This window comes from Pseudomonas sp. App30 (genome assembly GCF_047947025.1).
Taxonomy (GTDB): Bacteria; Pseudomonadota; Gammaproteobacteria; order Pseudomonadales; family Pseudomonadaceae; genus Aquipseudomonas.
In genome coordinates this window covers 5564000-5585357 of the sequence record NZ_CP133165.1, presented here as the reverse complement: position 1 = coordinate 5585357, position 21358 = coordinate 5564000, and the positions used below count along the sequence as shown (strand labels likewise).

The 21358-nt window shown below is 67.6% G+C and carries 19 protein-coding genes; 13 read left to right on the top strand and 6 right to left on the bottom strand.

Going from position 1 to position 21358, the window contains the following annotated elements:
* Window positions 1-20 precede the first annotated feature (20 nt).
* From RAM80_RS25720 to RAM80_RS25700, 5 genes are read right to left on the bottom strand one after another with little or no spacing between them, the layout of a single operon-like run.
* The gene (locus RAM80_RS25720; RefSeq protein ID WP_416423207.1) at window positions 21-785 is read right to left on the bottom strand and encodes a CHAD domain-containing protein; all 765 of its coding nucleotides are present in this window, start codon (window positions 783-785) and stop codon (window positions 21-23) included.
* Window positions 785-2776 (bottom strand): transglutaminase TgpA family protein, encoded by a 1992-nt coding sequence (locus tag RAM80_RS25715; protein WP_416423206.1) that lies wholly within the window; start codon window positions 2774-2776, stop codon window positions 785-787. The genes RAM80_RS25720 and RAM80_RS25715 overlap by 1 nt, the downstream gene beginning before the upstream one ends.
* The gene (locus RAM80_RS25710) at window positions 2773-3756 is read right to left on the bottom strand and encodes a DUF58 domain-containing protein (RefSeq protein WP_416423205.1); all 984 of its coding nucleotides are present in this window, start codon (window positions 3754-3756) and stop codon (window positions 2773-2775) included. Before RAM80_RS25710 ends, RAM80_RS25715 begins: the two co-directional genes overlap by 4 nt.
* A complete protein-coding gene (locus tag RAM80_RS25705) occupies window positions 3726-4643 on the bottom strand; it encodes an AAA family ATPase (protein ID WP_416427561.1) in 918 nt (305 codons plus the stop codon). The genes RAM80_RS25710 and RAM80_RS25705 overlap by 31 nt, the downstream gene beginning before the upstream one ends.
* Before the next feature lie 51 nt (window positions 4644-4694).
* A complete protein-coding gene (locus tag RAM80_RS25700; RefSeq protein ID WP_416423204.1) occupies window positions 4695-4973 on the bottom strand; it encodes a hypothetical protein in 279 nt (92 codons plus the stop codon).
* A 133-nt stretch (window positions 4974-5106) separates the two neighbouring features.
* Between RAM80_RS25700 and RAM80_RS25695 the strand changes: the two genes are divergently transcribed.
* On the top strand, window positions 5107-5259 hold the full coding sequence (locus RAM80_RS25695; RefSeq protein WP_416423203.1) for a hypothetical protein: 153 nt from the start codon (window positions 5107-5109) through the stop codon (window positions 5257-5259).
* Between the two features lie 265 nt (window positions 5260-5524).
* Here RAM80_RS25695 and RAM80_RS25690 read toward each other — a convergent pair whose 3' ends face one another.
* Window positions 5525-5815, bottom strand: coding sequence for a DUF3077 domain-containing protein (locus tag RAM80_RS25690; RefSeq protein WP_416423202.1), 291 nt, complete (start codon window positions 5813-5815; stop codon window positions 5525-5527).
* A 427-nt stretch (window positions 5816-6242) separates the two neighbouring features.
* On the opposite strand from RAM80_RS25690, the gene RAM80_RS25685 reads away from it, so the two are divergent.
* The 12 genes from RAM80_RS25685 (at window position 6243) to RAM80_RS25630 (ending at window position 21322) form a co-directional block, all read left to right on the top strand.
* Window positions 6243-7217: a hypothetical protein gene (locus tag RAM80_RS25685; RefSeq protein WP_416423201.1), complete on the top strand. Its 975-nt coding sequence runs from the start codon at window positions 6243-6245 to the stop codon at window positions 7215-7217.
* Complete coding sequence (locus tag RAM80_RS25680; protein ID WP_416423200.1) at window positions 7214-7588, top strand: hypothetical protein; 375 nt, start codon at window positions 7214-7216, stop codon at window positions 7586-7588. The genes RAM80_RS25685 and RAM80_RS25680 overlap by 4 nt, the downstream gene beginning before the upstream one ends.
* A gap of 123 nt (window positions 7589-7711) precedes the next feature.
* The gene (locus RAM80_RS25675; RefSeq protein WP_416423199.1) at window positions 7712-8755 is read left to right on the top strand and encodes a patatin-like phospholipase family protein; all 1044 of its coding nucleotides are present in this window, start codon (window positions 7712-7714) and stop codon (window positions 8753-8755) included.
* Between the two features lie 224 nt (window positions 8756-8979).
* Entirely contained in the window at window positions 8980-9939 is a 960-nt protein-coding gene (locus tag RAM80_RS25670) for an AAA family ATPase (RefSeq protein WP_416423198.1), read from the top strand.
* Window positions 9940-9944: 5 nt separating this feature from the next.
* Window positions 9945-10889 carry a DUF58 domain-containing protein gene (locus RAM80_RS25665; RefSeq protein WP_416423197.1) on the top strand — a complete coding sequence of 315 codons (945 nt, stop codon included), beginning with the start codon at window positions 9945-9947 and terminating at the stop codon, window positions 10887-10889.
* Window positions 10886-11380: a DUF4381 domain-containing protein gene (locus tag RAM80_RS25660; protein WP_416423196.1), complete on the top strand. Its 495-nt coding sequence runs from the start codon at window positions 10886-10888 to the stop codon at window positions 11378-11380. Before RAM80_RS25665 ends, RAM80_RS25660 begins: the two co-directional genes overlap by 4 nt.
* Entirely contained in the window at window positions 11373-12449 is a 1077-nt protein-coding gene (locus tag RAM80_RS25655; protein WP_416423195.1) for a vWA domain-containing protein, read from the top strand. Before RAM80_RS25660 ends, RAM80_RS25655 begins: the two co-directional genes overlap by 8 nt.
* Window positions 12446-14212 (top strand): VWA domain-containing protein, encoded by a 1767-nt coding sequence (locus tag RAM80_RS25650; protein WP_416423194.1) that lies wholly within the window; start codon window positions 12446-12448, stop codon window positions 14210-14212. The genes RAM80_RS25655 and RAM80_RS25650 overlap by 4 nt, the downstream gene beginning before the upstream one ends.
* Window positions 14209-15837 carry a BatD family protein gene (locus RAM80_RS25645; protein ID WP_416423193.1) on the top strand — a complete coding sequence of 543 codons (1629 nt, stop codon included), beginning with the start codon at window positions 14209-14211 and terminating at the stop codon, window positions 15835-15837. Before RAM80_RS25650 ends, RAM80_RS25645 begins: the two co-directional genes overlap by 4 nt.
* Window positions 15838-15879: 42 nt before the next feature.
* Window positions 15880-17118 carry an exonuclease SbcCD subunit D C-terminal domain-containing protein gene (locus RAM80_RS25640; protein WP_416423192.1) on the top strand — a complete coding sequence of 413 codons (1239 nt, stop codon included), beginning with the start codon at window positions 15880-15882 and terminating at the stop codon, window positions 17116-17118.
* Entirely contained in the window at window positions 17115-20753 is a 3639-nt protein-coding gene (locus RAM80_RS25635; protein WP_416423191.1) for an AAA family ATPase, read from the top strand. The genes RAM80_RS25640 and RAM80_RS25635 overlap by 4 nt, the downstream gene beginning before the upstream one ends.
* Entirely contained in the window at window positions 20750-21322 is a 573-nt protein-coding gene (locus RAM80_RS25630; protein WP_416423190.1) for a glutathione S-transferase, read from the top strand. Before RAM80_RS25635 ends, RAM80_RS25630 begins: the two co-directional genes overlap by 4 nt.
* Window positions 21323-21358 lie beyond the last annotated feature (36 nt).

Sequence of the window (21358 nt, the reverse complement as noted above, 5' to 3'; positions counted from 1 at the left end):
ATTTCGGCCATTTGTCCGGCTTAATGGCCCATGGCGCCGAGCAGCTTGTCCAGCGCCAGGTCGCTGCGCTGCTCGCCCTTGAGCAAGCCGGCCTGCCATTCATGCAGGCACGGCAGCAGGTCGGGCTGCTGCTCCACCTGCAACAGCCACTGCCAGTTGTCATGCCAATCACCCAGCGTGGCCTGGGCCTGCTTCAGGCGCTTGACCAGCCTGGCGTCGGCCTTGTCCAGCGCCGGGTACGCCTCGGCGCCGTAACGCGCGCGCTTGATCAGCAGGCGCAGGCGATGGCGGTCGTGGCCTGGGTCTTTCAAGGCATGCTCAAGCTGGCGCCATTGCTTGGCCAGGCGCTTCTCGATGCGCCCGCGCAGGTTGCCGATCAGCTTCTGGCGCTGGGCGGCGCGGGCAAAGCGCGGGAAGCCGTCGAGGATGCGAATCAGGCGCCCCAGCTCGGCACTGGCCGCCACGGCGGGGAACACCCCGCGCATCTGCGCCACGCGCACCTGGGCCAGGTCATGGTGGCCGCGCTTGTGCAGGTGCGCGGCCAGCACTTCGCGGTCGCGGTGGGGCGTGGTCAACTGGCCCACGGCCTTGGCAGCCTCTTCCAGTTGGTCTACCCCCGGCAGGCCACGCAATGGCCGGATCAGGCTGCGCAAGCGGCGCACGGTGGTGCGCAGGTCGTGCAGCGCCTCCGCGTCGGTCTCGGCCTGCAACCGCGCCTGGCAGGCCAGCAGGCGCACCTCGATACCCAACAGGTGGGCGATGACTTCATCGAGCATTTTCGACATTACAACGACTCCCGAACCGCCGCAGGGTGCAGGCCCTCAAGGCTGGCACGCACTGCTTTGAATTGTTGACGCAACACCGCAACGTCCAGCGGTTGGCCACCATACCGCTGGCCGATGAAAGTTTGACTGAAGGCCTCGATGGCTGCCGCCTGGGCGCCCAGTTGGCGCGCGGCGCGGCGGGCGAACGCCTCGGCGCCCTCCCCCGTGGCCCGCACCAGGCCATGACGGGCCAGCAGCACCTCGAACGCCTGGTAAATCCGCAGCTGGCTATCGGCCGGGCGTTGCCAGGGCTTTAGCAGGACGATAGCCAATATCGCCAGCATCACCAGCAAGCCTGCCGGCAATATCGAGCTGGCCAGGTCCTTGAACCAGCGGTTGAGAAAGTCCAACTGCTGCGCCGCCTGGTAGCCCAGCACCCAGCGCTGCCAGCCATAGTTGAGATTATCCCAGCCCAGGCGCAGCTCGTTGACCCAGGCAAATCGCCGCAGGCGCAGGGGCGAGAACGGTGCATCGCCAAGAAACTCCTCGTCCGCCGCCAGGGCATCCTCGGGGCCCGACTCGATGCGCAGTGGCGACACCGCCGCCGTGGGGTCCACGCTGCGCCAGCCGCGCCCGGCCTGCCAGTACTCGACCCAGGCATGGGCGTCGTACTGGCGCAACGTCAGGTAATGCCCGGCGGGGTTCAGCTCGCCGCCCTGGTAGCCCACCACCATGCGCGCCGGGATGCCAGCGGCGCGCAGCACGAAGGTCATGGCCCCGGCGTAGTGGGCGCAGAAGCCACGGCGGCTGTCGAACAGGAAGCTGTCGATGCTGTCGGCGCCCAGCGCAGGTGGCTTGAGGGTGTAATGATAGTCCTCGTCGCGAAAGCGTTGCAGCATGGCCTGCACCAGTGCGTCGGGCTGGGCGTAGCGAGCCTGCAGTTCATGGGCCCACTGGCGGCTGCGCGGGTCGCCGCCGTTGGGCAGGCGCAGGTCCTGGCGGCGCATGGACTCGCTCAGTTGCAGGTCGCGGATGGCCTGCGGCGACGAGGTCACCTCGTACAGCAGCGGGCGGTCCTGGGGCTGCACCCGCTGCAGGCGGAAGTCGGCCATTTGCCGCGCGCCGGGCAGGTCGGTGCGAGCTACGTCCAGCCCATACAACCAGCGCCCGCCCAGCGGTTGTTGAATGATGCGGTAGCGATATTGCGCGCCACTGGGCTGCCAGGGCGCCACCGGCAGCCCGCGCGACAGCTCCGACTGGCTCCAGCGCGCGCCGTCGAAGCGCTCCAGGGTGAAGGCGCGCCAATACAGCGCCTGGCGTGGCGGCATCGGCCCGTCAAAGCTGACCTGCATCACCAGTTGCGGCGAGCGGCCCAGTTCGGCCACGTCGCCCGGGGTCATGCTTTCCGCCAGGCCCGTCTGCGATTTGTTGCTGGGAATGGGCAACGACCACAGGGGCTCCATGCGCGGGAAGAACACGAAGAACAGCAGCATCAGCGGCAGCGCCTGGGCGAGGATGGTCAGCGCCAGGCGCAGGGTGGCCAGCGGTCGCGCCACCAGGCGCGTCTGCTGCAGGCCGATCATGGCCGTGAGCAGCGCCGTCACCGGCAGCACGCTGTACAGCGCCCACGGCAGGCTGGCGTCGTACAAGTAGGCCACCACCACGCAGAAGAAGCCCAGGTAGATCAACACCCGCGCGTCGCGCGAGCTGCGCATCTCCACCACTTTCAGCATGAAAGTCGCAACCAGCAGGCTGGCCGCCGCGTCCAGGCCAATCAACACGCCGCGGGACAAGAACACCCCGCCGGCAGTGGCCACCACCATGCCCACCTTCAGCAACAAACCCGGGAAGGCGGCACGCATGCGGAAAATTTGCACGCGCCACAGGGTGCAGCCCAGCCACAGGCCAATCATCCAGGGCGGTACGTGGGGCCAGAACGGCACGATCACCAGGCACTGCGCCAGCAGCAGCCACACCAGGCTGATGCGTGGAATGGCCGGCGCCTGGCTCATGGCTTTTGCCCGTACAGCGCCAGCGCCCGCAGGCAGGCCTCGCGGTGGCCGTCGCTGCACTCCACCGGCAGGTACAGGCCGGGCAGGCGCAGGGCGAACGGCCGCTGCTCGCGGGACAGGGCCAGCACCCAGTGGCACAGCCGCGACAGGCGCTGTTCGACGTCGCCGCCCAGGGCCATGAAATCCAGGCACAGGTCGCGGCCACGCAGGTCGGCGAATTCCTTGACCAACAGCTGTGCGCCACGCGAATAGGCCTTCCAGTGCAACCGCCGCCAGGAGTCCCCGGGCTGATAGGCCTTGAGCCCCTGGTAGTCATCCACGCCCTGCCCGGCCACGCGCTGGCCTTCGCCTTCGACGTCCTGCAGGTCGCTGGCCATCACCGGCAGCTCGCCCTCCAGCGGCCGTGGGTAGACCAGCACCTGCTGGCCCAGGTTGCAATAACTCCAGGCGCGCAGCACGCCCAGGGGGAAGGTACTTTGCAGGCGAATGCGCGGCGCCGGCAACCAGCCGCGCGCCAGGGTGGGCAGGTTCAATTCCAGCTCCAGGGCGCTGCGCGCCGCGATGTCGACGCTTTGCAGCTGGTTGGCCGACCAGCCCACGCCGATGGCCTGGTGCTCGCGGTTGACGCTTTCCAGGCGCAGCACGAAGCGTGCGTGCTCACCGGCAAACACCGCTGGCGTGCCGGCGCCGCTGATGCGCAGGCCGCTGAGGTTGCGAAAGGTGTGCAGGATCGCCACCACGAACACCGAGCCCAGCAGGAACACCAACGCGTAGGCCATGCTGTTCTGGTAATTGATGGCCGCCAGCAGGATCAGCAACAGCACCACGCCGAACGCGGCACCGCTGCGGTCGGGCATGATGTAGATCTGCCGCTGCCCCAATTGCACCTGCGCCGCCACCGGCGAGCGGCGTGCCTGCCACCGGACCAGGCCCTGGCGCAGGCGCGCGATCACAGCGCCGCCACCTCTTTGAGCAGCCACTGCACCAGCGCGCCGCCCCCTTGGCCGGTGGGGTCGGCGCGTTCGCGCAGGCGGTGGCTGACCACCGACGGCAGCACCGCCTGCACGTCCTCGGGAATCACGTAGTCGCGGCCCAGCAGCAACGCCCAGGCGCGCGCCGCCGCCAGCAGCGCCAGGCTCGCCCGCGGCGACAGGCCCCAGGCGAACTGCGGCTGGGTGCGGGTGGCTTCCACCAGGCGCAGCACGTAATCCACCAGCGCGTCGCTGACCCGCACCTCGCGGGCCTGCTGCTGCAGCACGGCCAATTCTTCATGGTCGAGTACCGCGGCCATGCGCGGCAGCAGCTCGCGGCGCGACTCGCCCAGCAGCAGGGCCTTTTCCGCCGCCTTGGCCGGGTAGCCCAGGGACAGGCGCATCAGGAAGCGGTCCAGCTGCGACTCGGGCAAGGCAAAGGTGCCGCCCTGGCTGGTGGGGTTCTGGGTGGCAATGACGAAAAAGGGTTGCGGCAGCGGCCGAGTGGCGCCCTCGATGGTCACCTGGCCCTCTTCCATGGCCTCCAGCAACGCGCTCTGGCTCTTGGGCGTGGCGCGGTTGATCTCGTCGGCCAGCACCAGCTCGGCGAAGATAGGCCCGGGGTGGAAGACGAACTGGCCACTGTCCTTGTCAAACACCGAGGTGCCGAGGATGTCACTGGGCAGCAGGTCGGAGGTGAATTGAATGCGCTGGAAGCGCAGGCCCATGACCTTGGCCAGGGTGTGGCTGAGGGTGGTCTTGCCCATGCCGGGCAAGTCCTCGATCAGCAGGTGCCCCCCGGCAATCAGGCAGGTCAGGGCCAGGCGCACCTGGTGCTGCTTGCCCAGCAGCACCTCGTTCACGGCTTCCAGGCAGGCGGATAACTGGCTGTGCATCATGCAACCCCTCCGTATCGAACCGGCCGAAGCCTGCGGCTAACGCACCGGTCAGCGCCCCGCGCGCGACTCGCGAATGTAGAACCGCGCCTTCTCGGCCTTCTCGGTGCAGCCGTCAAAGGCCTCGAACTGCTGCTGGGTCTTGGCGCCGGTCAACAGCGACAGCGCCTTGGAATAACTCACGGTGCCGGCGAAACCTTCGGCCTTGGCCAGGTCCAGCTCGTGCCAGGCGGCATCCAGCTGCGTGGCGCAGGTGTCGCGGTAGGCGGTCTTGCCGGCACAACCTGTCAGAGCCAAGGCAAACAACGGCACGCAGATCCAGGCTTTCATGGAGTGACACCTCAAAAAAATACGGTATTGGATGCTGGCTCAGACGCTGGGCCAGGGAAAAAGTGCCGTGAAAGTAGCGTAGCAGGGCCTTGGAAGCCAGCGTGGTGTTGAGGGTGGGGAAGGTACCGTTCTGATGTCGAACGCCAAAGGCTGGCAACGCCTATCCATCAGGCCATGGCACGTTGCAACAAATGTAGATGCTGCCGCCAGGCTGCGTCGCGCCGCGCGGGCGGCGCTCGATCTGAAGAGCCATGGAAAAACCAAGGCATGCACCTTTGAGCCATGACGCGGTTTCACGGCAGGCGCACCGGGCGTTCTTCGAAGATTCCTATTGGCGACCGCGCCACGGCCTCCAGGTGCCCGCCAATGCTGCGTTGCCGCTCTTGAGATCGAGCGCCGCCTACGCGGCGCGACGCAGCCTTCGGCAGCTGCTACGTTTGGTGGAACGCGGCATGGCCTGAAAGGCTTGCACCGTAGCCGCTGCTGGAGGCTGCGCTGGCCCTGTGCCCCGCTGAAGATCTCCAGCGCACATGAAGGCCAGCGCAGCCAGCTTAGTGCTCGGCGCCAGAGCGGTGTGCGAGCAGGCCTTGAATGGAGGCGTCGACCAGCGCTGCGCTCCACTCCCCAAGGCGCACAGCCGCCCAGCGCAGGCGCCGGTCATCGTGGAAGTCGCCCAAGGCCAACTCCTCGTTGATGGCCGTGGCGCATTGCATGGCCAGGGCGGCTTGCTCCAGCGCTTCCAGCAAGGGGATACCCGCCTGGATGGCGAACAGGTAGTGGCCCTCCTGTTCGGATTTGCCGAAGGGGACGTGTTCGGTGCATGGGGTGTCGTGGTTGTTCATTTAAATCTCCATGTAGAAATGGAGCTGTACGCAGCGTGACGGACCGGCTCCTGAAGAAAACCCGGCGCACGTAAACGTGCCTCGCGCACAGCAACCATTGTGGTTTGCCCAGGCGAACGGATTCGCTGGCAAGCAACAGGTGTTACTGCTTTTCTTCAGAAGGATGAACAGGCCGTCAAACCCGGCCGCAATGCGTTGCGGCGCAGAGAAGATTAGAGACGGTAATCACGCCATACAACCCCTACATTTCATGGCTTGGCTACCCATGCATGCCTAAAGGCCCCGCATTCATTGGCCTGCAGCCATCCCGGAGGAACCACCTCCCTGACTTCTCGGACATTTCCGCCCACCAAAAGCGAATCACCCTACATCCATCCCCACTGCCCCCTTCCATCATCTCCCTCTGCCATTTGCCAGAGGTCACGTCGTGTCCCAGCCCTACGCCTACATCAACGAACCCCTGCAGACCTTCAGTGAACTCAAGCAAAGATTGGGACTGTCCCCCAGCAGCGCCATCAAGTTCGACCAACTCAACAACCACATCCGCAACACAATGGTACTGCCCGGCCAATTGATCATCGTGCCCGACACCACCAGCCTTGCGTGCACAGTAGAAGAGGGGTGGCTGATGCAAAGCGCGCGGGACGTGAAGCAGGCGATGATTGCCAATCAGCTGGGTGGCGATGGTTTCGTGCTGAAGAACTATGATTTTTTGCAGAGTTTGCTCGGCTACTCAGCACTCGGGGTAGGAGCTTCAACCGCTGCCTGGAGCAAACACTTGGCTGAAATCGAGAAAACCCTGAAGGAAGTCGAACGGTTGCACGCGCGGTATCTGCGCGGTGGGGCAACTGAAAGCAGAAACAGATTCATTGCCGAGCGAACCATTCTGTTCAGGAAGCTGGATGGCCAACTGGACGGCATGGCCCGCTACGGGGCTGGAATGAAGAACAGCGGCTCGATTAAAAAGATGCTCAATATCTCCACGCGACGATACAGGCAAAGCGGGGAAATCAAGCAATACGCCCAACGAATGGCGAAAGTTGCCAACGCGGCCAGGCTGTTGAAAAAAGGTACTTATGTGGGATGGTTCCTGGATAGCACATCTACCGCATTGGAAATTCAAGAGGTTTGCAACGCGGGCCGCGAAACCGAGTGTACGGAGGCACAGTTTGTCGAGGCCGGAAAGCTCGGCGCCGGAATTTTGGGTTCGCACTTCGGCGGTACCGTTGGAGCGGTCATGGCCACTGCGGCCTGTGCAGTCGCACTGGGCCTGACCACGGGCCCTGGGGCGCTGGCCTGTGCTGTCATCGGTGGCGCGGGCGGTGGCTTTGCAGGAGGCATGCTAGGCCAGGCTGGCGGCGAGCACGCAGGGCGCTTTTTATACAGGCAGGCAGCGCAATGACCCTGGCCACAATCGAGACGGTGTATTGCATATTCACCCTGTGGCTGCTCATTCACGCCGCTTGCCTATATACCTTCAGCTACAAAAACGTTGTTGCACTGGAGAAGATTTTGGAAACTTCGCAATGGGTGCAGGAAAACAAGCGACACTGGCCCAGCAATGGATTCTTCGACCTGACCTTCAGGGTCGGCTGCATCAATACGCTGTTGTGTTTTCCAAAAAGATGCCATGCACAGGGCATGGTCAACGTCGCGGACCTTGTAAAGATCCCGCGCCGGCAGCGGCTGGTTCTAATGACGATTTTCAACACAGGTTACCTGGGCCTCCTGGCAATGGGCTGCTGGGCTATTTTTGTGCATTACGCAAATTAGCCCTGCCTTACAGATCGCCGCCCAACAAAAAACCAAAACACCCCCGCCCCACCCTTGTCCCGCCCCCACCCAATGGCGCATTGTGAAGCCACCAAGCAACGCCACGCTCCGGGGGGCTCCAGCATGAAGAAACGCGTCGCACTGGTACTGGGCTCGGGCGGCGCCCGGGGGTATGCGCACATTGGCGTGATCGAGGAAATCGAGCGCCGGGGCTATGAGATCGGCTGCGTGGCCGGCTGTTCCATGGGCGCGGTGGTGGGTGGCATCTATGCCGCCGGCAAGCTGGACGAATACCGCAACTGGATCGAGAGCCTGGACTACCTCGACGTGTTGCGCCTGGTGGACGTGAGCTTTCGCCTGGGGGCCATTCGCGGCGAGAAGGTGTTCGGGCAGATTCGCAAGATCGTCGGCGAGCTGAACATCGAGGACCTGCGCATTCCCTACACGGCAGTGGCCACCGACCTCACCAACCAGCAGGAGATCTGGTTCCAGGAAGGCTGCCTGCACCAGGCCATGCGCGCCTCGGCGGCGATTCCCAGCCTGTTCACGCCGGTGATCCAGGGCAACCGCATGCTGGTGGACGGCGGCATCCTCAACCCGCTGCCCATCGTGCCGGTGGTGTCCAGCCACTGCGACCTGATCATTGCCGTGAACCTCAACTCCACCAACCAGAAGCAATACCAGTTGCCGGTGATCGAACGGCCCGCGGCGTTCAAGCAGCGTTTCAACGCGCTGCTCAGCTCCCTGGGCTCGCACCTGCCGTTCCGGCGCAAGCAGGCCGAGGCCTTGCTGCAGCTGGAGCAGGAAACCCTGAAGCCCGCCGCGGCTATCCTGCCCAACCCGTGGCTGGCCGACGCGGCGTCGCCCAACGCCCAGCAGCCAGCCGCCGCGCCCGAGGAAGACGGCGCGCCCAGCTCTGCCACGGGGTCGATCATCGTCGATAACGTCGGCCCGGCGTCGCTGCTGGACCTGATCAACCAGAGCTTCGAGGTGATGCAGACCTCGCTGGCGCAGTATAAGATCGCCGGCTACCCGCCGGACATCCTCATCAACGTGCCCAAGCGCGTGTGCCGGTTCTTCGAGTTCTACAAGGCGCCGGAGCTGATCGAGCTGGGCCGGCTGATTGCCAGCGATACGCTGGACAATTACGAGCGCGAGCGCCATTGACCCGGCCCGTGGGAGCGGGTTCTACCCGCGAAAAGACCGCTGCGTAATTCCTGATGCCACGCGGTGCCCTCTTCGTGGGCAGAGCCCACTCCCACGGAAACACCCGGGCGCACAAAGATTTTACCGCCAGCGTTAGTCCTGCAAGGCCCGGATAGATTAAAGTAATGCCCCCGGCCCGGGCGTTATCTTGACGCACCGGTCACCTTCTCCAGGAACCTTCATCGATGGAACATCGTGAAGCGCTGATCGCGCTGCGAACCTTTCTCTCCACCCAGATCCTCGGCCAGGAAAAACTGATCGACCGCCTGCTGATCGTGCTGCTGGCTGACGGCCACATGCTGGTCGAGGGCGCGCCTGGGCTGGCCAAGACCAAGGCCATCAAGGAACTGGCGGAAGGCATCGAGGCGCAGTTCCACCGCATCCAGTTCACCCCCGACCTGCTGCCCGCCGACATCACCGGCACCGAGATCTACCGCCCGGAAACCGGCAGCTTCGTGTTCCAGCAGGGGCCGATCTTCCACAACCTGGTGCTGGCCGACGAAATCAACCGTGCCCCGGCCAAGGTGCAGTCGGCGCTGCTGGAGGCCATGGCCGAGCGCCAGGTCAGCGTGGGCCGCAGCACCTACGAGCTGTCGCCGCTGTTCCTGGTGATGGCCACGCAGAACCCCATCGAGCAGGAAGGCACCTACCCGCTGCCCGAGGCCCAGCTCGACCGTTTCCTGATGCACGTGAAAATCGGCTTTCCTGACGCCGCCGTCGAACGCCGCATCCTCCAGCAGGCCCGCGGCGAAGCGCTGAACGGCGAGACCAAGCCCGAGCGGCGGGTCAGCCAGCAGGCCATCTTTGCCGCGCGCAAGGAAATCCTCGGGCTGTACATGGCCGACGCCGTGGAGGAATACCTGGTGCAGCTGGTGATGGCTACGCGCACCCCGAGCAAGTTCGACGCCGAAATGGCCGAATGGATCGCCTACGGCGCCAGCCCGCGCGGCTCCATCGCCCTGGACCGCTGCGCGCGGGCCCACGCCTGGCTGGCGGGGCGCGACTTCGTCAGCCCCGAGGACATCCAGGCGGTGCTGTTCGACGTGCTGCGCCACCGCATCATCCTGTCGTTCGAGGCCGAAGCCGCCGGCATCGACCAGGACCGGGTGATACAGCGCATCCTCGACGTCGTCGCCGTCGCTTGACCAACATGTCCGTGCCCGCGCCTACCGCACCCGGCACTCGCATCAGCCTCGCCGAGCTGATCGAGATGCGCCACCGCGTGCGCGAGGTGCAGCTGTTCTCCACCCCCGGCCAGCGCAGCCCGCTGATCGGCCTGCATCATTCCAAGCTGCGCGGCCGCGGCGTGGACTTCGACCAGGTGCGCGTGTACCAGGCCGGCGACGACGTGCGCAGCATCGACTGGCGGGTGACCGCACGCACCCAGGAGCCGCACACCAAGCTGTTCCATGAAGAGCGCGAGCGGCCCATCTACATCCTGGTGGAACAGAGCCAGCGGCTGTTCTTCGGCTCGGGGTTGATGTTCAAGTCGGTGCTGGCCGCCCAGGCCGCTGCGCTGATCGGCTGGGCAGCGCTGGGCCACAACGATCGCATCGGCGGCCTGGTGTACGGCGACGGCGAGTATTACGAGGTGAAGCCGCGGCGCAGCAAGCAGAGCCTGCTGCAACTGCTCAACCGCCTGGTGCGGGTCAACCAGTCGCTGCACACCGACAGCCGCCATGACGACGAAGCCCTGAGCATGGCCCTGCGCCGCGCCCGCGAGGTGCTGCGCCCCGGCAGCCTGGCCTTCATCATCTGTGACGAGCGCGCCCTGAGCAGCGCCGCCGAACAGCAGCTCAGCCTGCTGTCGCGCCACTGTGACCTGCTGTTGCTGCCGCTGTCCGACCCGCTGGACCACGCCCTGCCGGCGGCCGGCCTGCTGCGTTTCGCCCAGCGCGGCGCGCAACTGGAGCTCGACACCCTGAACCCCGAACTGCGCCAGGCCTACCGCGCCCAGGGCGAGGCGCGCATTGCCCGCTGGGAGCGGCTGGCGCAGAAGTTGCGCATCCTGATGATGCCCCTGAGCACCCAGAGCGAAATGATCGAACAGCTGCGCGAATACCTGAACCCGCACAAACCGGGCAAAAGCCAATGAGCAGCCTGGACGACCTGCAACCGCTGATCACCCCGCCGCCGCCCGGCCTGTGGCCGCCCGCCCCCGGCTGGTGGCTGCTGCTGGCCTTGCTGCCGGTGCTGGGCTGGGGCCTGTGGCGCCTGCGCCGCTTTTTGCCCAAGCGCAAGGCCGCAGCGCCGGTGGAGCAGCCACTGGACCCGGTGCGCCAGAACGCCCTGGACGAACTGGCGCGCCTGCCCAAGCCCTACGACGGCGCGCCCGCCGGCGCCTGGCTGCAGCAGATCAACGCGCTGCTCAAGCGCCTGTGCCGCAACCATTACCCCAACGCCAACAGCCACACCCTCAACGGCCGGCAGTGGCTGGCGTTCCTCGACAACCGCTGCCCGGCCGCCGGCCTGACGCGCTGGATGGTGCTGGTGGAAGGCGCCTACAAGCCCGAATGCAAACTCGACGACAAGGCCATCAAGGGCCTCAACCAATCGGTCGAGACCTGGATCCGCAAACATGTTTGAGTTCGCCTGGCCGTGGATTTTCCTGCTGGCGCCGCTGCCCTGGGTGCTGCGCGCCCTGCTGCCGGTGGCCGACAGCGGCGAGCCGGCGCTGAAAGTCAGCTTCCTCGACGAGCTGGAAGGCCTGGCCAAGCGCCGCGCGCGCATGAGCCTGCCCACCTGGCGCCAGCAGGCGCCCTTTGTACTGTTGTGGCTGTTGCTGCTCGGCGCCGCCGCCCGCCCGCAATGGCTGGGCCAGCCGCTGCCCATCGCCGCCAGCGGCCGCGACCTGCTGGTGGCCGTGGACGTCTCCGGCTCCATGGACTACCCCGACATGCACTGGGAAGGCGATGACGTCAGCCGTCTGACCCTGGTCAAGCGCCTGCTCGGCGACTTCCTGGAAAACCGCAAGGGCGACCGCGTGGGCTTGATCCTGTTCGGCAGCCAGGCCTACCTGCAGGCGCCGCTGACCTTCGACCGCCACACCGTGCGCACCTGGCTGGACGAGGCGCGCATTGGCATCGCCGGCAAGAACACTGCCATCGGCGACGCCATCGGCCTGGCGGTGAAACGCCTGCGCATGCGCCCGGCGCAGAGCCGCGTGCTGATTCTGGTCACCGACGGCGCCAACAACGGCGGCGAGATCCACCCCCTGACCGCGGCGAAACTGGCGTTCGAGGAACACGTGAAGATCTACACCATCGGCATCGGTGCCGACCCCTCCGAGGACGGCGCCCTGGGCATGCTGGGCATCAACGCGAGCATGGACCTGGACGAGGCCAGCCTCACCGAAATCGCCCGCCTGACCGGCGGCCAGTACTTCCGCGCCAAGGACGGCGAGCAACTGAAGACCATCGGCGCCAGCCTCGACCGCCTGGAACCGGTGACCCAGCAACCCACCCAGGCCCGCCCTACCCAGGCGCTGTACAGCTGGCCGCTGGCGGCCGCGCTGCTGATGAGCCTGCTGCTGGTGGTGCGCGAGCAATGGCCGGACGCCCGCTGGCAACGCCTGCTGGCACGCCGGCACTTCCTGCCGGCCAGCAGCGACTGGCGTGAACGGCTCAAGCGCCTGCGCTTGCGGAGGCGCCGATGATCGCCCTGTGGCCCCACTGGTTCCGGCCCGCCTGGCTGTTGCTGCTGCCCGTGCTGGGCTGGCTGCTGTGGAAGGTCTGGCACCGGGAAAAACGCGCCGGGCGCTGGCAGGTGCTGCTGCCGCCGGCCTTCCACGCCATCTTGCTCAACGGCGCCCACGGGCGCGGCAGCAAGACCCCGTGGGTCGTCCTCGGCCTGGCCTGGCTGCTGGCCGCCCTGGCGTTGCTGGGCCCCAGCTGGCAGCGGGTGGAACAGACCAGCCAGAAGCCCGCCGACCCGCTGGTGGTGATGCTGGAACTGACCCCGGACATGCTCGCCACCGACGTCGCCCCCAGCCGCCTGGAACAGGCCCGGCGCAAGCTGCTGGACCTGCTGCAGGCGCGCCGCGACTCGCAGACCGCGATCATCGTCTACGCCGGCTCCGCCCACGTGCTGGTGCCGCTGTCCGATGACCTGGCCACCAGCCGCAACCTGCTGGACGCGGTAAAGCCTGCGATCATGCCGCAAAGCGGCCACCGCGCCGACCTGGCCGTGGAAAAGGCCCTGACCCTGCTGCACCAGGCCGGGCTGGGCCAGGGCCGCCTGCTGCTGATCGGCTCGTCGCTCAGCGACGCCGAGCGCGACGGCATTGTCCAGCGCCTGGGCCGCGACGCCCCGCGCCTGCTGATATTGGGCATCGGCACTCGCGACGGCGCACCGGTGCGCGACGAACAGGGCGAATACCTCAAGGACGCCCAGGGCGCCATCCTGCTGCCGCGCCTGGACAACATCGGCCTGAAGACCTTCGCCGGCGAAGTCGGTGGCCTGTACCGCCAGGCGCACCTGGAAGACGACGACCTCGGTGAGCTGGGCCTGCTCGACGGCCCGCTGAGCCTGCGCAGCACCGGCCAGACCGTGCAGCTGGACAGCTGGGCCGACCAGGGCTACTGGCTGTTGCTGCCGCTGTTGCTGCTGGCCGCCTGCGCCGGGCGCCGCGGCTGGTTGTTCTGCCTGCCGCTGCTGCTGTGCCTGCCGCAGCACAGCTTTGCCGCCAGCTGGGACGACCTGTGGCTGCGCCCCGACCAGCAAGGCCAGAGCCTGCTGCAGCAACAGCGCCCGGCCGAGGCCGCGCAGCACTTCGAAGACCCGCAGTGGCAAGGCATTGCCCTGTACCGCGCCGGCGACTATGCGGCCGCCGCCCAGCACTTCGCCCAGGGCAACGAGGCCCAGGACCATTACAACCGCGGCAACGCCCTGGCCAAGAGCGGCGAGCTGGAAGCGGCGCTGGACGCCTACGACCAGGCCCTGGAGCGCCAGGCCGACCTGGCCCCGGCGCTGCGCAACAAGGCGCTGGTGGAACAGTTGCTGCACGAACAGCAACGCAAGGCCCAGGCCGCCGCCGACGCCGCGGCGCAAGCAGCACGGGATGCCGCCAACAGCCAGGCCACGACTGCACCCACGCAAAACGCCCAATCCGACGCCGCCGCGCAACAGGCGCAAAACGCCCAGCAGGCGGCCAACACCGAACAACATCCGCCCCAGGACCAGGCCAAGGCCGGCAACAACCCCACGCCAGGCGATACTGACAGCAATGCGGCCACTAGCCAGACGCCGGACGCGCAAACGCCGATCTTCGCCCCGCCGCCGCCCACCGACGGCGACCTCAACGACGAGCAGCGCCAGGCCTTGGAGCAATGGCTGCGGCAGATTCCCGACAACCCGTCGGAACTGCTGCGGCGCAAATTCTGGTATGAACAGCAACAACATCAGGAAAAGACCCGATGAGTCGCGCAAGCGTCCTGCCCCTCACCCTGCTACTCGCCGTGCTGGCCAGCCAGGCCCACGCCGCCGCGCTCACCGCCAGCGTCGACCGCGCGCGCCTGGCCGTGGGCGAGACCCTGGTGCTGACCTTGGAAACCAGTGACGTCACCCAGTTCGGCAAGCCCGACCTGACCGGCCTGGACGCCGCCTTCGAGGTGCGCGACACCCGCCAGGTCAACCAGCTGCGCACCCTGGGCGGCGACAGCGAGGCCACCACCCGCTGGCTGATTACCCTGGCGCCGCGCCGCGCCGGCACCCTGAACATCCCCTCGCTGCAAGTGGGCGACCTGCACAGCGAAGCCATCAGCGTGCAGGTGCTGGCCAGCCAGGCGCCGGATGCCAACACCGAGGCGCCGGTGTCCATCGAGGCCAGCCTCGACACCAACAGCGTCTACGTGCAGGCCCAGGCCGTGCTCACCGTGCGCGTCTACCATTCGGTGGCGCTGTACGACGACAGCAACATGACCCCGCTGCAGGTGGCCGACGCGCGCATCGAGCCGGTCGGCGACACCCGCACCTACGAAAAGCTCATCAACGGCATTCGCCACGGCGTCATCGAAAGCCGCTACGCCATCTACCCGCAGCACAGCGGCAGCCTGCAGATTCCGCCGCTGACCTTCAGCGCCACCGAGGTCGAACCCGCTGCCGCCGGCCAGGACGCCAACAGCCCGCACCCGGGCAAGCTGGTGCACGTGACATCGGCGCAGCTGGAGCTGACCGTCAAGCCCAAGCCCGCCAGCTACCCCACCGACGCGCCCTGGCTGCCGGCCCACAGCCTGGCCCTGAGCGAAAGCTGGAACCCCGAGCCCGACCACCTGCAGGTGGGCGACTCCATGACCCGCACCCTCAGCCTCAAGGCCGAAGGCCTGTCGGCCGCGCAACTGCCGCCGCTGCCGGGCACCGACAACATTGCCCTGCGCCGCTACCCCGACCAGCCGCAACTGAGCAACCTGGTCAACGAACGCGGCCTGGTGGGCAGCCGCGACGAGCGCGAGGCGCTGGTGCCGGCGCGCGAAGGCAGCATCGAGGTGCCGGCCATCGACGTCACCTGGTGGAACACCCAGGAAGATCACCTGGACCACACCAGCCTGCCGGCGCGCACCCTGCAGGTGGCGCAGAACCCGACCCTGACGGTGGACACCCCGGCCGCCAGCAGCGCCGCCACGCCGCTGCTGTGGCCGTGGCAGCTGAGCACCCTGGTGCTGGCGCTGACCACCCTGGCCGGCTTCGTGCTGTGGTGGCGTGCACGCTCGCAACCCGCCGTGGCCCGCGTCGCGCAGGCCGGTCCCAGCCCGCGCACGCTGCTGGACGACCTCAAGCGCGCCTGCCTTGCCAACGACCCCCAGGCCACCCGCCAGGCGCTCGACGCCTGGGCGCGGCAGCAGCCCGAGACCCTGGCCGACATGGCCGCGCGCTTCGTGCCGCTGTCCGACGCACTGGACGGCCTCAACGGCGCGCTGTACAGCGAAAGCGGCCAGCACTGGCAAGGCCAGGAGCTGTGGCGCGCCATCGGCACCATCCCCGCCAGCGAAGCCGTGCAGGCGCCCGTCGGCGACAACGGCGCGCTGCCGCCGCTCTACCCCAAATAGCCAGCCCCTGCCCCGCGGGCAGGGCCTGCCAAGGAATTTGCGATGCACCTGTTTCACACCTCCGACTGGCACCTGGGCCAAAGCCTGCATGGCCAGGACCGCGACTTCGAACACGCCTGCTTCCTGGACTGGCTGCTGGCCCGCCTGGGCGAGCGCCGGCCGGACGTGCTGCTGATCGCCGGCGACATCTTCGACACCGTCAACCCGCCGGTAAAAGCCCAGGAACGCCTGTACGACTTCATCGTCAACGCCCACGAGCAACAGCCGGCGTTGACCATTGTGATGATCGCCGGCAACCACGACTCCGGCTCGCGCATCGAACTGCCGGCGCCACTGATGCGCCGCCTGCGTACCCACGCCCTGGGCCGCGTGGTGTGGCTGGACGACGGCCAGCTGGACAGCGAGCGCCTGCTGATCCCCTTGCAAGACGCCGACGGCGAAGTGGCCGGCTGGTGCCTGGCGCTGCCGTTCCTGCGCCCGGCCGAAGTCACCGGCGCCACCCTGGGCGACGACTACCTCAAGGGCATCGCCCACGTGCATGAACGCCTGATCGCCGCCGCCGAGGCCAAGCGCCAGCCGGGCCAGGCGCTGATCGCCGTCAGCCACGCGCACATGGCCGGCGGCTCGGTGTCGGTAGACTCGGAGCGCAGCCTGATCATCGGCAGCGCCGAGGCCCTGCCCGCCAGCCTGTTCGGCGAGGCCATCAGCTACGTGGCCCTGGGGCACCTGCACAAGCCCCAGCAGGTCAACGGCGAAACGCGCATCCGCTACAGCGGCTCGCCGATCCCGCTGTCGTTCTCCGAAATCAACTACCCGCACCAGATCCTCGAGATCCGCTGCGAGGGCGAGCAGCTGCTCAGCGTCGAACCGCTGCTGATTCCCCGCGCCGTGGACCTGATCCGCCTGGGCCCGGCGCCCCTGGCCGAGGTGCTGGCCAAGCTGGCCGACCTGAGCGAAGTGGACCTGCTGGCCGACCTCACCCACCAGCCCTGGCTGGAAGTGCGGGTGATACTCGACGAGCCGCAGCCCGACCTGCGCCAGCAGATCGAAACGGCGCTGCAGAACAAGGCCGTGCGCCTGGTGCGCATCGGCGCCGAATACGCCGGCAGCCGTGGCGCCGACGACGGCGACGCGGCGCTGATCGAACTGGACCAGCTCAGCCCGCAGGAGCTGTTCAGCCGCGCCTGGCTGGACAGCTACGGCAGCGAGGTGGACAGCGCCACCCTGGACGACTTCGCCCTGCTGTTGCAGGAAGTGCAACTGGCGGGAGAACAGCCATGAAGATCCTCGCCATTCGCCTGAAGAACCTGGCCTCGCTGGCCGGCCCGTTCGAGCTGGACTTCACTGCCGAGCCCCTGGCCAGCGCCGGCCTGTTCGCCATCACCGGGCCCACCGGCGCCGGCAAGAGTACCCTGCTCGACGCCCTGTGCCTGGCGCTGTTCGGCGCCGTGCCGCGGCTGAGCAAGACCGGCCGCGACGCCAAGGTGCCGGACGCCGACGGCGAGATCAACACCGGCGACCCGCGCACCCTGCTGCGCCGCGGCACCGGCGCAGGCTTTGCCGAGGTGGACTTCGTCGGCATCGACGGCCGCCGCTACCGTGCGCGCTGGGAAGCCAACCGCGCCCGCGACAAGGCCGGCGGCAAGCTGCAGGCCAGCCGCCAGAGCCTGCGCGACCTGGACAACGACCAACTGCTGGCCAGCCAGAAAGGCGAATACAAGACCCTGCTCGAAGGCTGCCTGGGCCTGAACTTCGAACAGTTCACCCGCGCCGTGCTGCTGGCCCAGAGCGAGTTCAGCGCCTTCCTCAAGGCCGACGACAACGAGCGCAGCGAACTGCTGGAAAAGCTCACCGACACGGCGCTGTACACGCGCCTGGGCAAGCGCGCCTTCGAGAAGAGCCGCGACGCCCGCGACGCCCACAAGCAGCTGCAGGACCAGGCCGGCGGCATCGCACCGCTGCCCACCGAGGCTCGCGAAGCCCTGGACCTGGAATACAGCACCGCCCTGGGCCTGTTGCGCACTGAACAGGCGCGCCTCAAGCAGCTGGAACAGCAGCGCCAATGGCACGTGGAAGGCCAGCGCCTGCACGGCGAACACCAGGCCGCCAGCGAGCAGCTGCAACAGGCCGAGCAACAAGCGCAAGCCTTGGCCGATAGCCGCAACACCCTGGCGCGCCTGGACACCCTGGCGCCCCAGCGCCACCTGTTCAGCCGCCAGGCCGAGTTGACCGGCGAACTGCAGCCGCTGGCGGCGCGCATCGCCGGCCACCAGCAGGCTAGCGAACAACTGCACACACGCCAGGCGCAGCTGCAACTGGCCCGCGAACAGGCACAGGCCGCACTGACCGCCGCCCTGGCCGCCCAGGCTGATGCCGCGCCCGCCTTGCGCCAGGCCTTCGACGAACAGAGCCACCTGGCGCGCCTGGATGAACAGGCCGCGCCCTTGCAGCAGGCCGTGGAGGCTGCCGAAGTTGCCCGCGACCAGGGCCAGGCTGCCATCCAGCGCCTGGACCAGGGCCAGCAGGCCAGCACCGCGCGCCTCGAACAGATCACCCAGCAATTGGCCCGGAGCGCAGGCCTTGCGCCGCTGGCCGAGGCTTGGCCGGTATGGCGCCCACGCCTGCAACAGGCGCTGACCCTCAGCGCGCGCCTGCTCAAGGGCCGCGAGGAACTACCGGCGCTGGAACAGCGCGCCAGCGCCGGCCAGGCGCAACTGACCAAGCTGCAACAGGCATTGGACGCGCTGTACCAGCAGGCCGGCTGCGCCCCCCATGAACTGGCCGACCGCCTCAGCGCCCTCACCCGCCAGCTGCAGGACAGCCGCCAGCAGCTGCGCAGCGTCGAGGACCTGCACCGCCACTGGCAGCGCCAGCAGGAACTGCAGGAGCGCCAACACAGCCTGGGCGAACAGGCCCGCGCTGCCAGCCAGCAGCGCGAGGCGCGCACCCGCGAAGGCCTGCAGCTCAAGGGCGAACACGAGACCGCCGTGCAGCAACTGGACGTCACCGTCGCGCTGCTCAACCGCCAGCGCCTGGCCCGCAGCGCCAGCGTCGAGGAACTGCGCGCGCAGCTGCAAGCCGATCAACCCTGCCCGGTGTGCGGCAGTGCCGAGCATCCCTGGCATCAGCCCGAGGCGCTGTTGCAGGCGCTGGCAGGGCACGATGACAGCGAAGAGCGCAACGCCCGCCTGGTGGTGGAAAAACTGGCCGCGCGCCTGGCCGAGCTGCGCGTCGAGGTCATCGCCCTGCGTGACCAGCAGGCGCAGCTCAAGCAACAGGATGAACAGCTGCAAGGCCAGCTGGGCACGGTGCAACCGCTACTGGAAGCTCACCCGCTGTACGCTGCGCTGAGCGATGCCGAGCAACCCGGCCCGTGGCTGGAACACCAGCAGCAGGCCGCCCACCAGCGCATCCAGGCCGAGGAACAGCAGCAAGGCGCGCTGCTGACCCTGCAACAGCAGGCCGGCGCCCAACAGCAGCAACTGCAACAGGCGCAGCAGGCCAGCCAGGACGCCAGCCGCCTGTTGGCCGAGCAAAGCCAGCACCTGCACAACGACCAGCAGCGCCTGGACGAAGAACTGCAAGCGTTCGCCAGCGTGCTGCCGGCCAGCGACCTCGACGGCCTGCTGCACACCCCGGCCGCCACCTTCATGGCCCTTGACAACAGCGTCAGCCAGCGCCTGCAACACCTCGAACAACAGCGCGAAGAGCAGCAGGAGCATGACGAGCGGCGCCAACGCCTGGCCCAGGAGCGCCTGCTGCAACAGGGCCGCGAACAGGCGGCCGAGGCCCAGGCCGAAGGCCTTGCGCGGTACACCCAGCAGCGCCAGGCCGCCAGCGAACGCCTGCAGGCCCTGCTCGGCCAGCATGCCGACGCCGCCACCTGGCAAACCGCGCTGGAGCAGGCCGTGCATCAGGCGCGCACCACCGACAGCGATGCCGCCGCCCAGCAGCAGGACGCCAGCAACCAGGCCCTGCAATTGGCCAGCGAACTCAAGGCCGACCAGCAGCGCCAACAGCAGCTCGACGCGACGCTCGGCGAGCTGACGGCCAGCCTCGACGCCTGGCGCCAGCAGCACCCGCAGCTGGACGACGACGGCCTGGCCGCACTGCTGGCCATCGATGAGCAGCAGGTCAGCCAGCTGCGCCAGCGCCTGAGCCAGGCCGACAAGGCCGTGGAAGAAGCCCGCGTGCGCCTGCACGAACGCGAACGCCAGCTGCAAGCGCACCAGGCCCAGGCCAACGGCGCCGGCACCGTCGACGAACTGGACGCCAGCCTGCTCCAGGCCCAGCAACAGTGCGCCGCCTGCGAGGATACCTGCGCCGAGCTGCGTGCCCGCCAGGTCGAGGACCAGCGCCGCCTGACTGCCCACGGCGAGCTGCAGGCGCGCATCGAACAGGCTTACGGCGAGTTCCAGCGCTGGGGCCGCCTGGCCGCGCTGATCGGCTCGGCCGAAGGGGAAAAATTCCGCAAGCTGGCCCAGGCCTACAACCTCGACCTGCTGGTGCACCACGCCAACGCCCAGCTGCGCCAGCTGGTGCGCCGCTACCGCCTCAAGCGCGGCGGCAGCATGCTCGGCCTGCTGGTGCTGGACACGGAAATGGGCGACGAACTGCGCTCGGTGCATTCACTGTCGGGCGGTGAGACCTTCCTGGTCTCCCTGGCACTGGCCCTGGGCCTGGCGTCCATGGCGTCGAGCACGCTGCGCATCGAGTCGCTGTTCATCGACGAAGGTTTCGGCAGCCTCGACCCCGAGTCCCTGCAACTGGCCATGGACGCCCTCGACGGCCTGCAGGCCCAGGGCCGCAAGGTGGCGGTGATCTCCCACGTGCAGGAGATGCATGAGCGCATCCCGGTGCAGATCCAGGTCAAGCGCCAGGGCAACGGCCTCAGCAGCGTCGAGGTGACGGGATGATTCTGTATTCGTTCCGCCGCTGCCCCTACGCCATGCGTGCGCGCATGGCGCTGCGCTACAGCGGCGTGCCGGTGGACATTCGTGAAGTGAGCCTGAAGGCCAAGCCGGCGGACATGCTGGCAGCGTCGCCCAAGGGCACGGTGCCGGTGCTGGTACTGGCGGATCGGGTGATCGACGAGAGCCTGGACATCATGCGCTGGGCCCTGGCGTGCAACGACCCGGATGGCTGGCTGGAAAGCGACGGCAATGAATTGATCGCCTACAACGACGGCCCGTTCAAGCAGGCGCTGAACCGCTACAAGTACGCCGACCGCTACCCCGAACACCCCATGGCGTGCTACCGGGAACAGGGCTGCGCGTTCCTGCAGGTGCTGGAAGCTCGTTTGCTGGAAAACCAGTGGCTGGCAGGTGAGCGCTTGGGCCTGGCCGATATCGCCATCGCGCCCTTCATCCGCCAGTTCCGCGGCGTAGACCCGGACTGGTTCGGGCAGGCGCCCTATCCGCGCGTGCGCGCGTGGATCGAAGGCATCATCGAGTCTGCGTTGTTCAAGGCCATCATGGCCCGCTGAGTATCAGCCGCCGACGACGAACTGCGTGGCAATGGT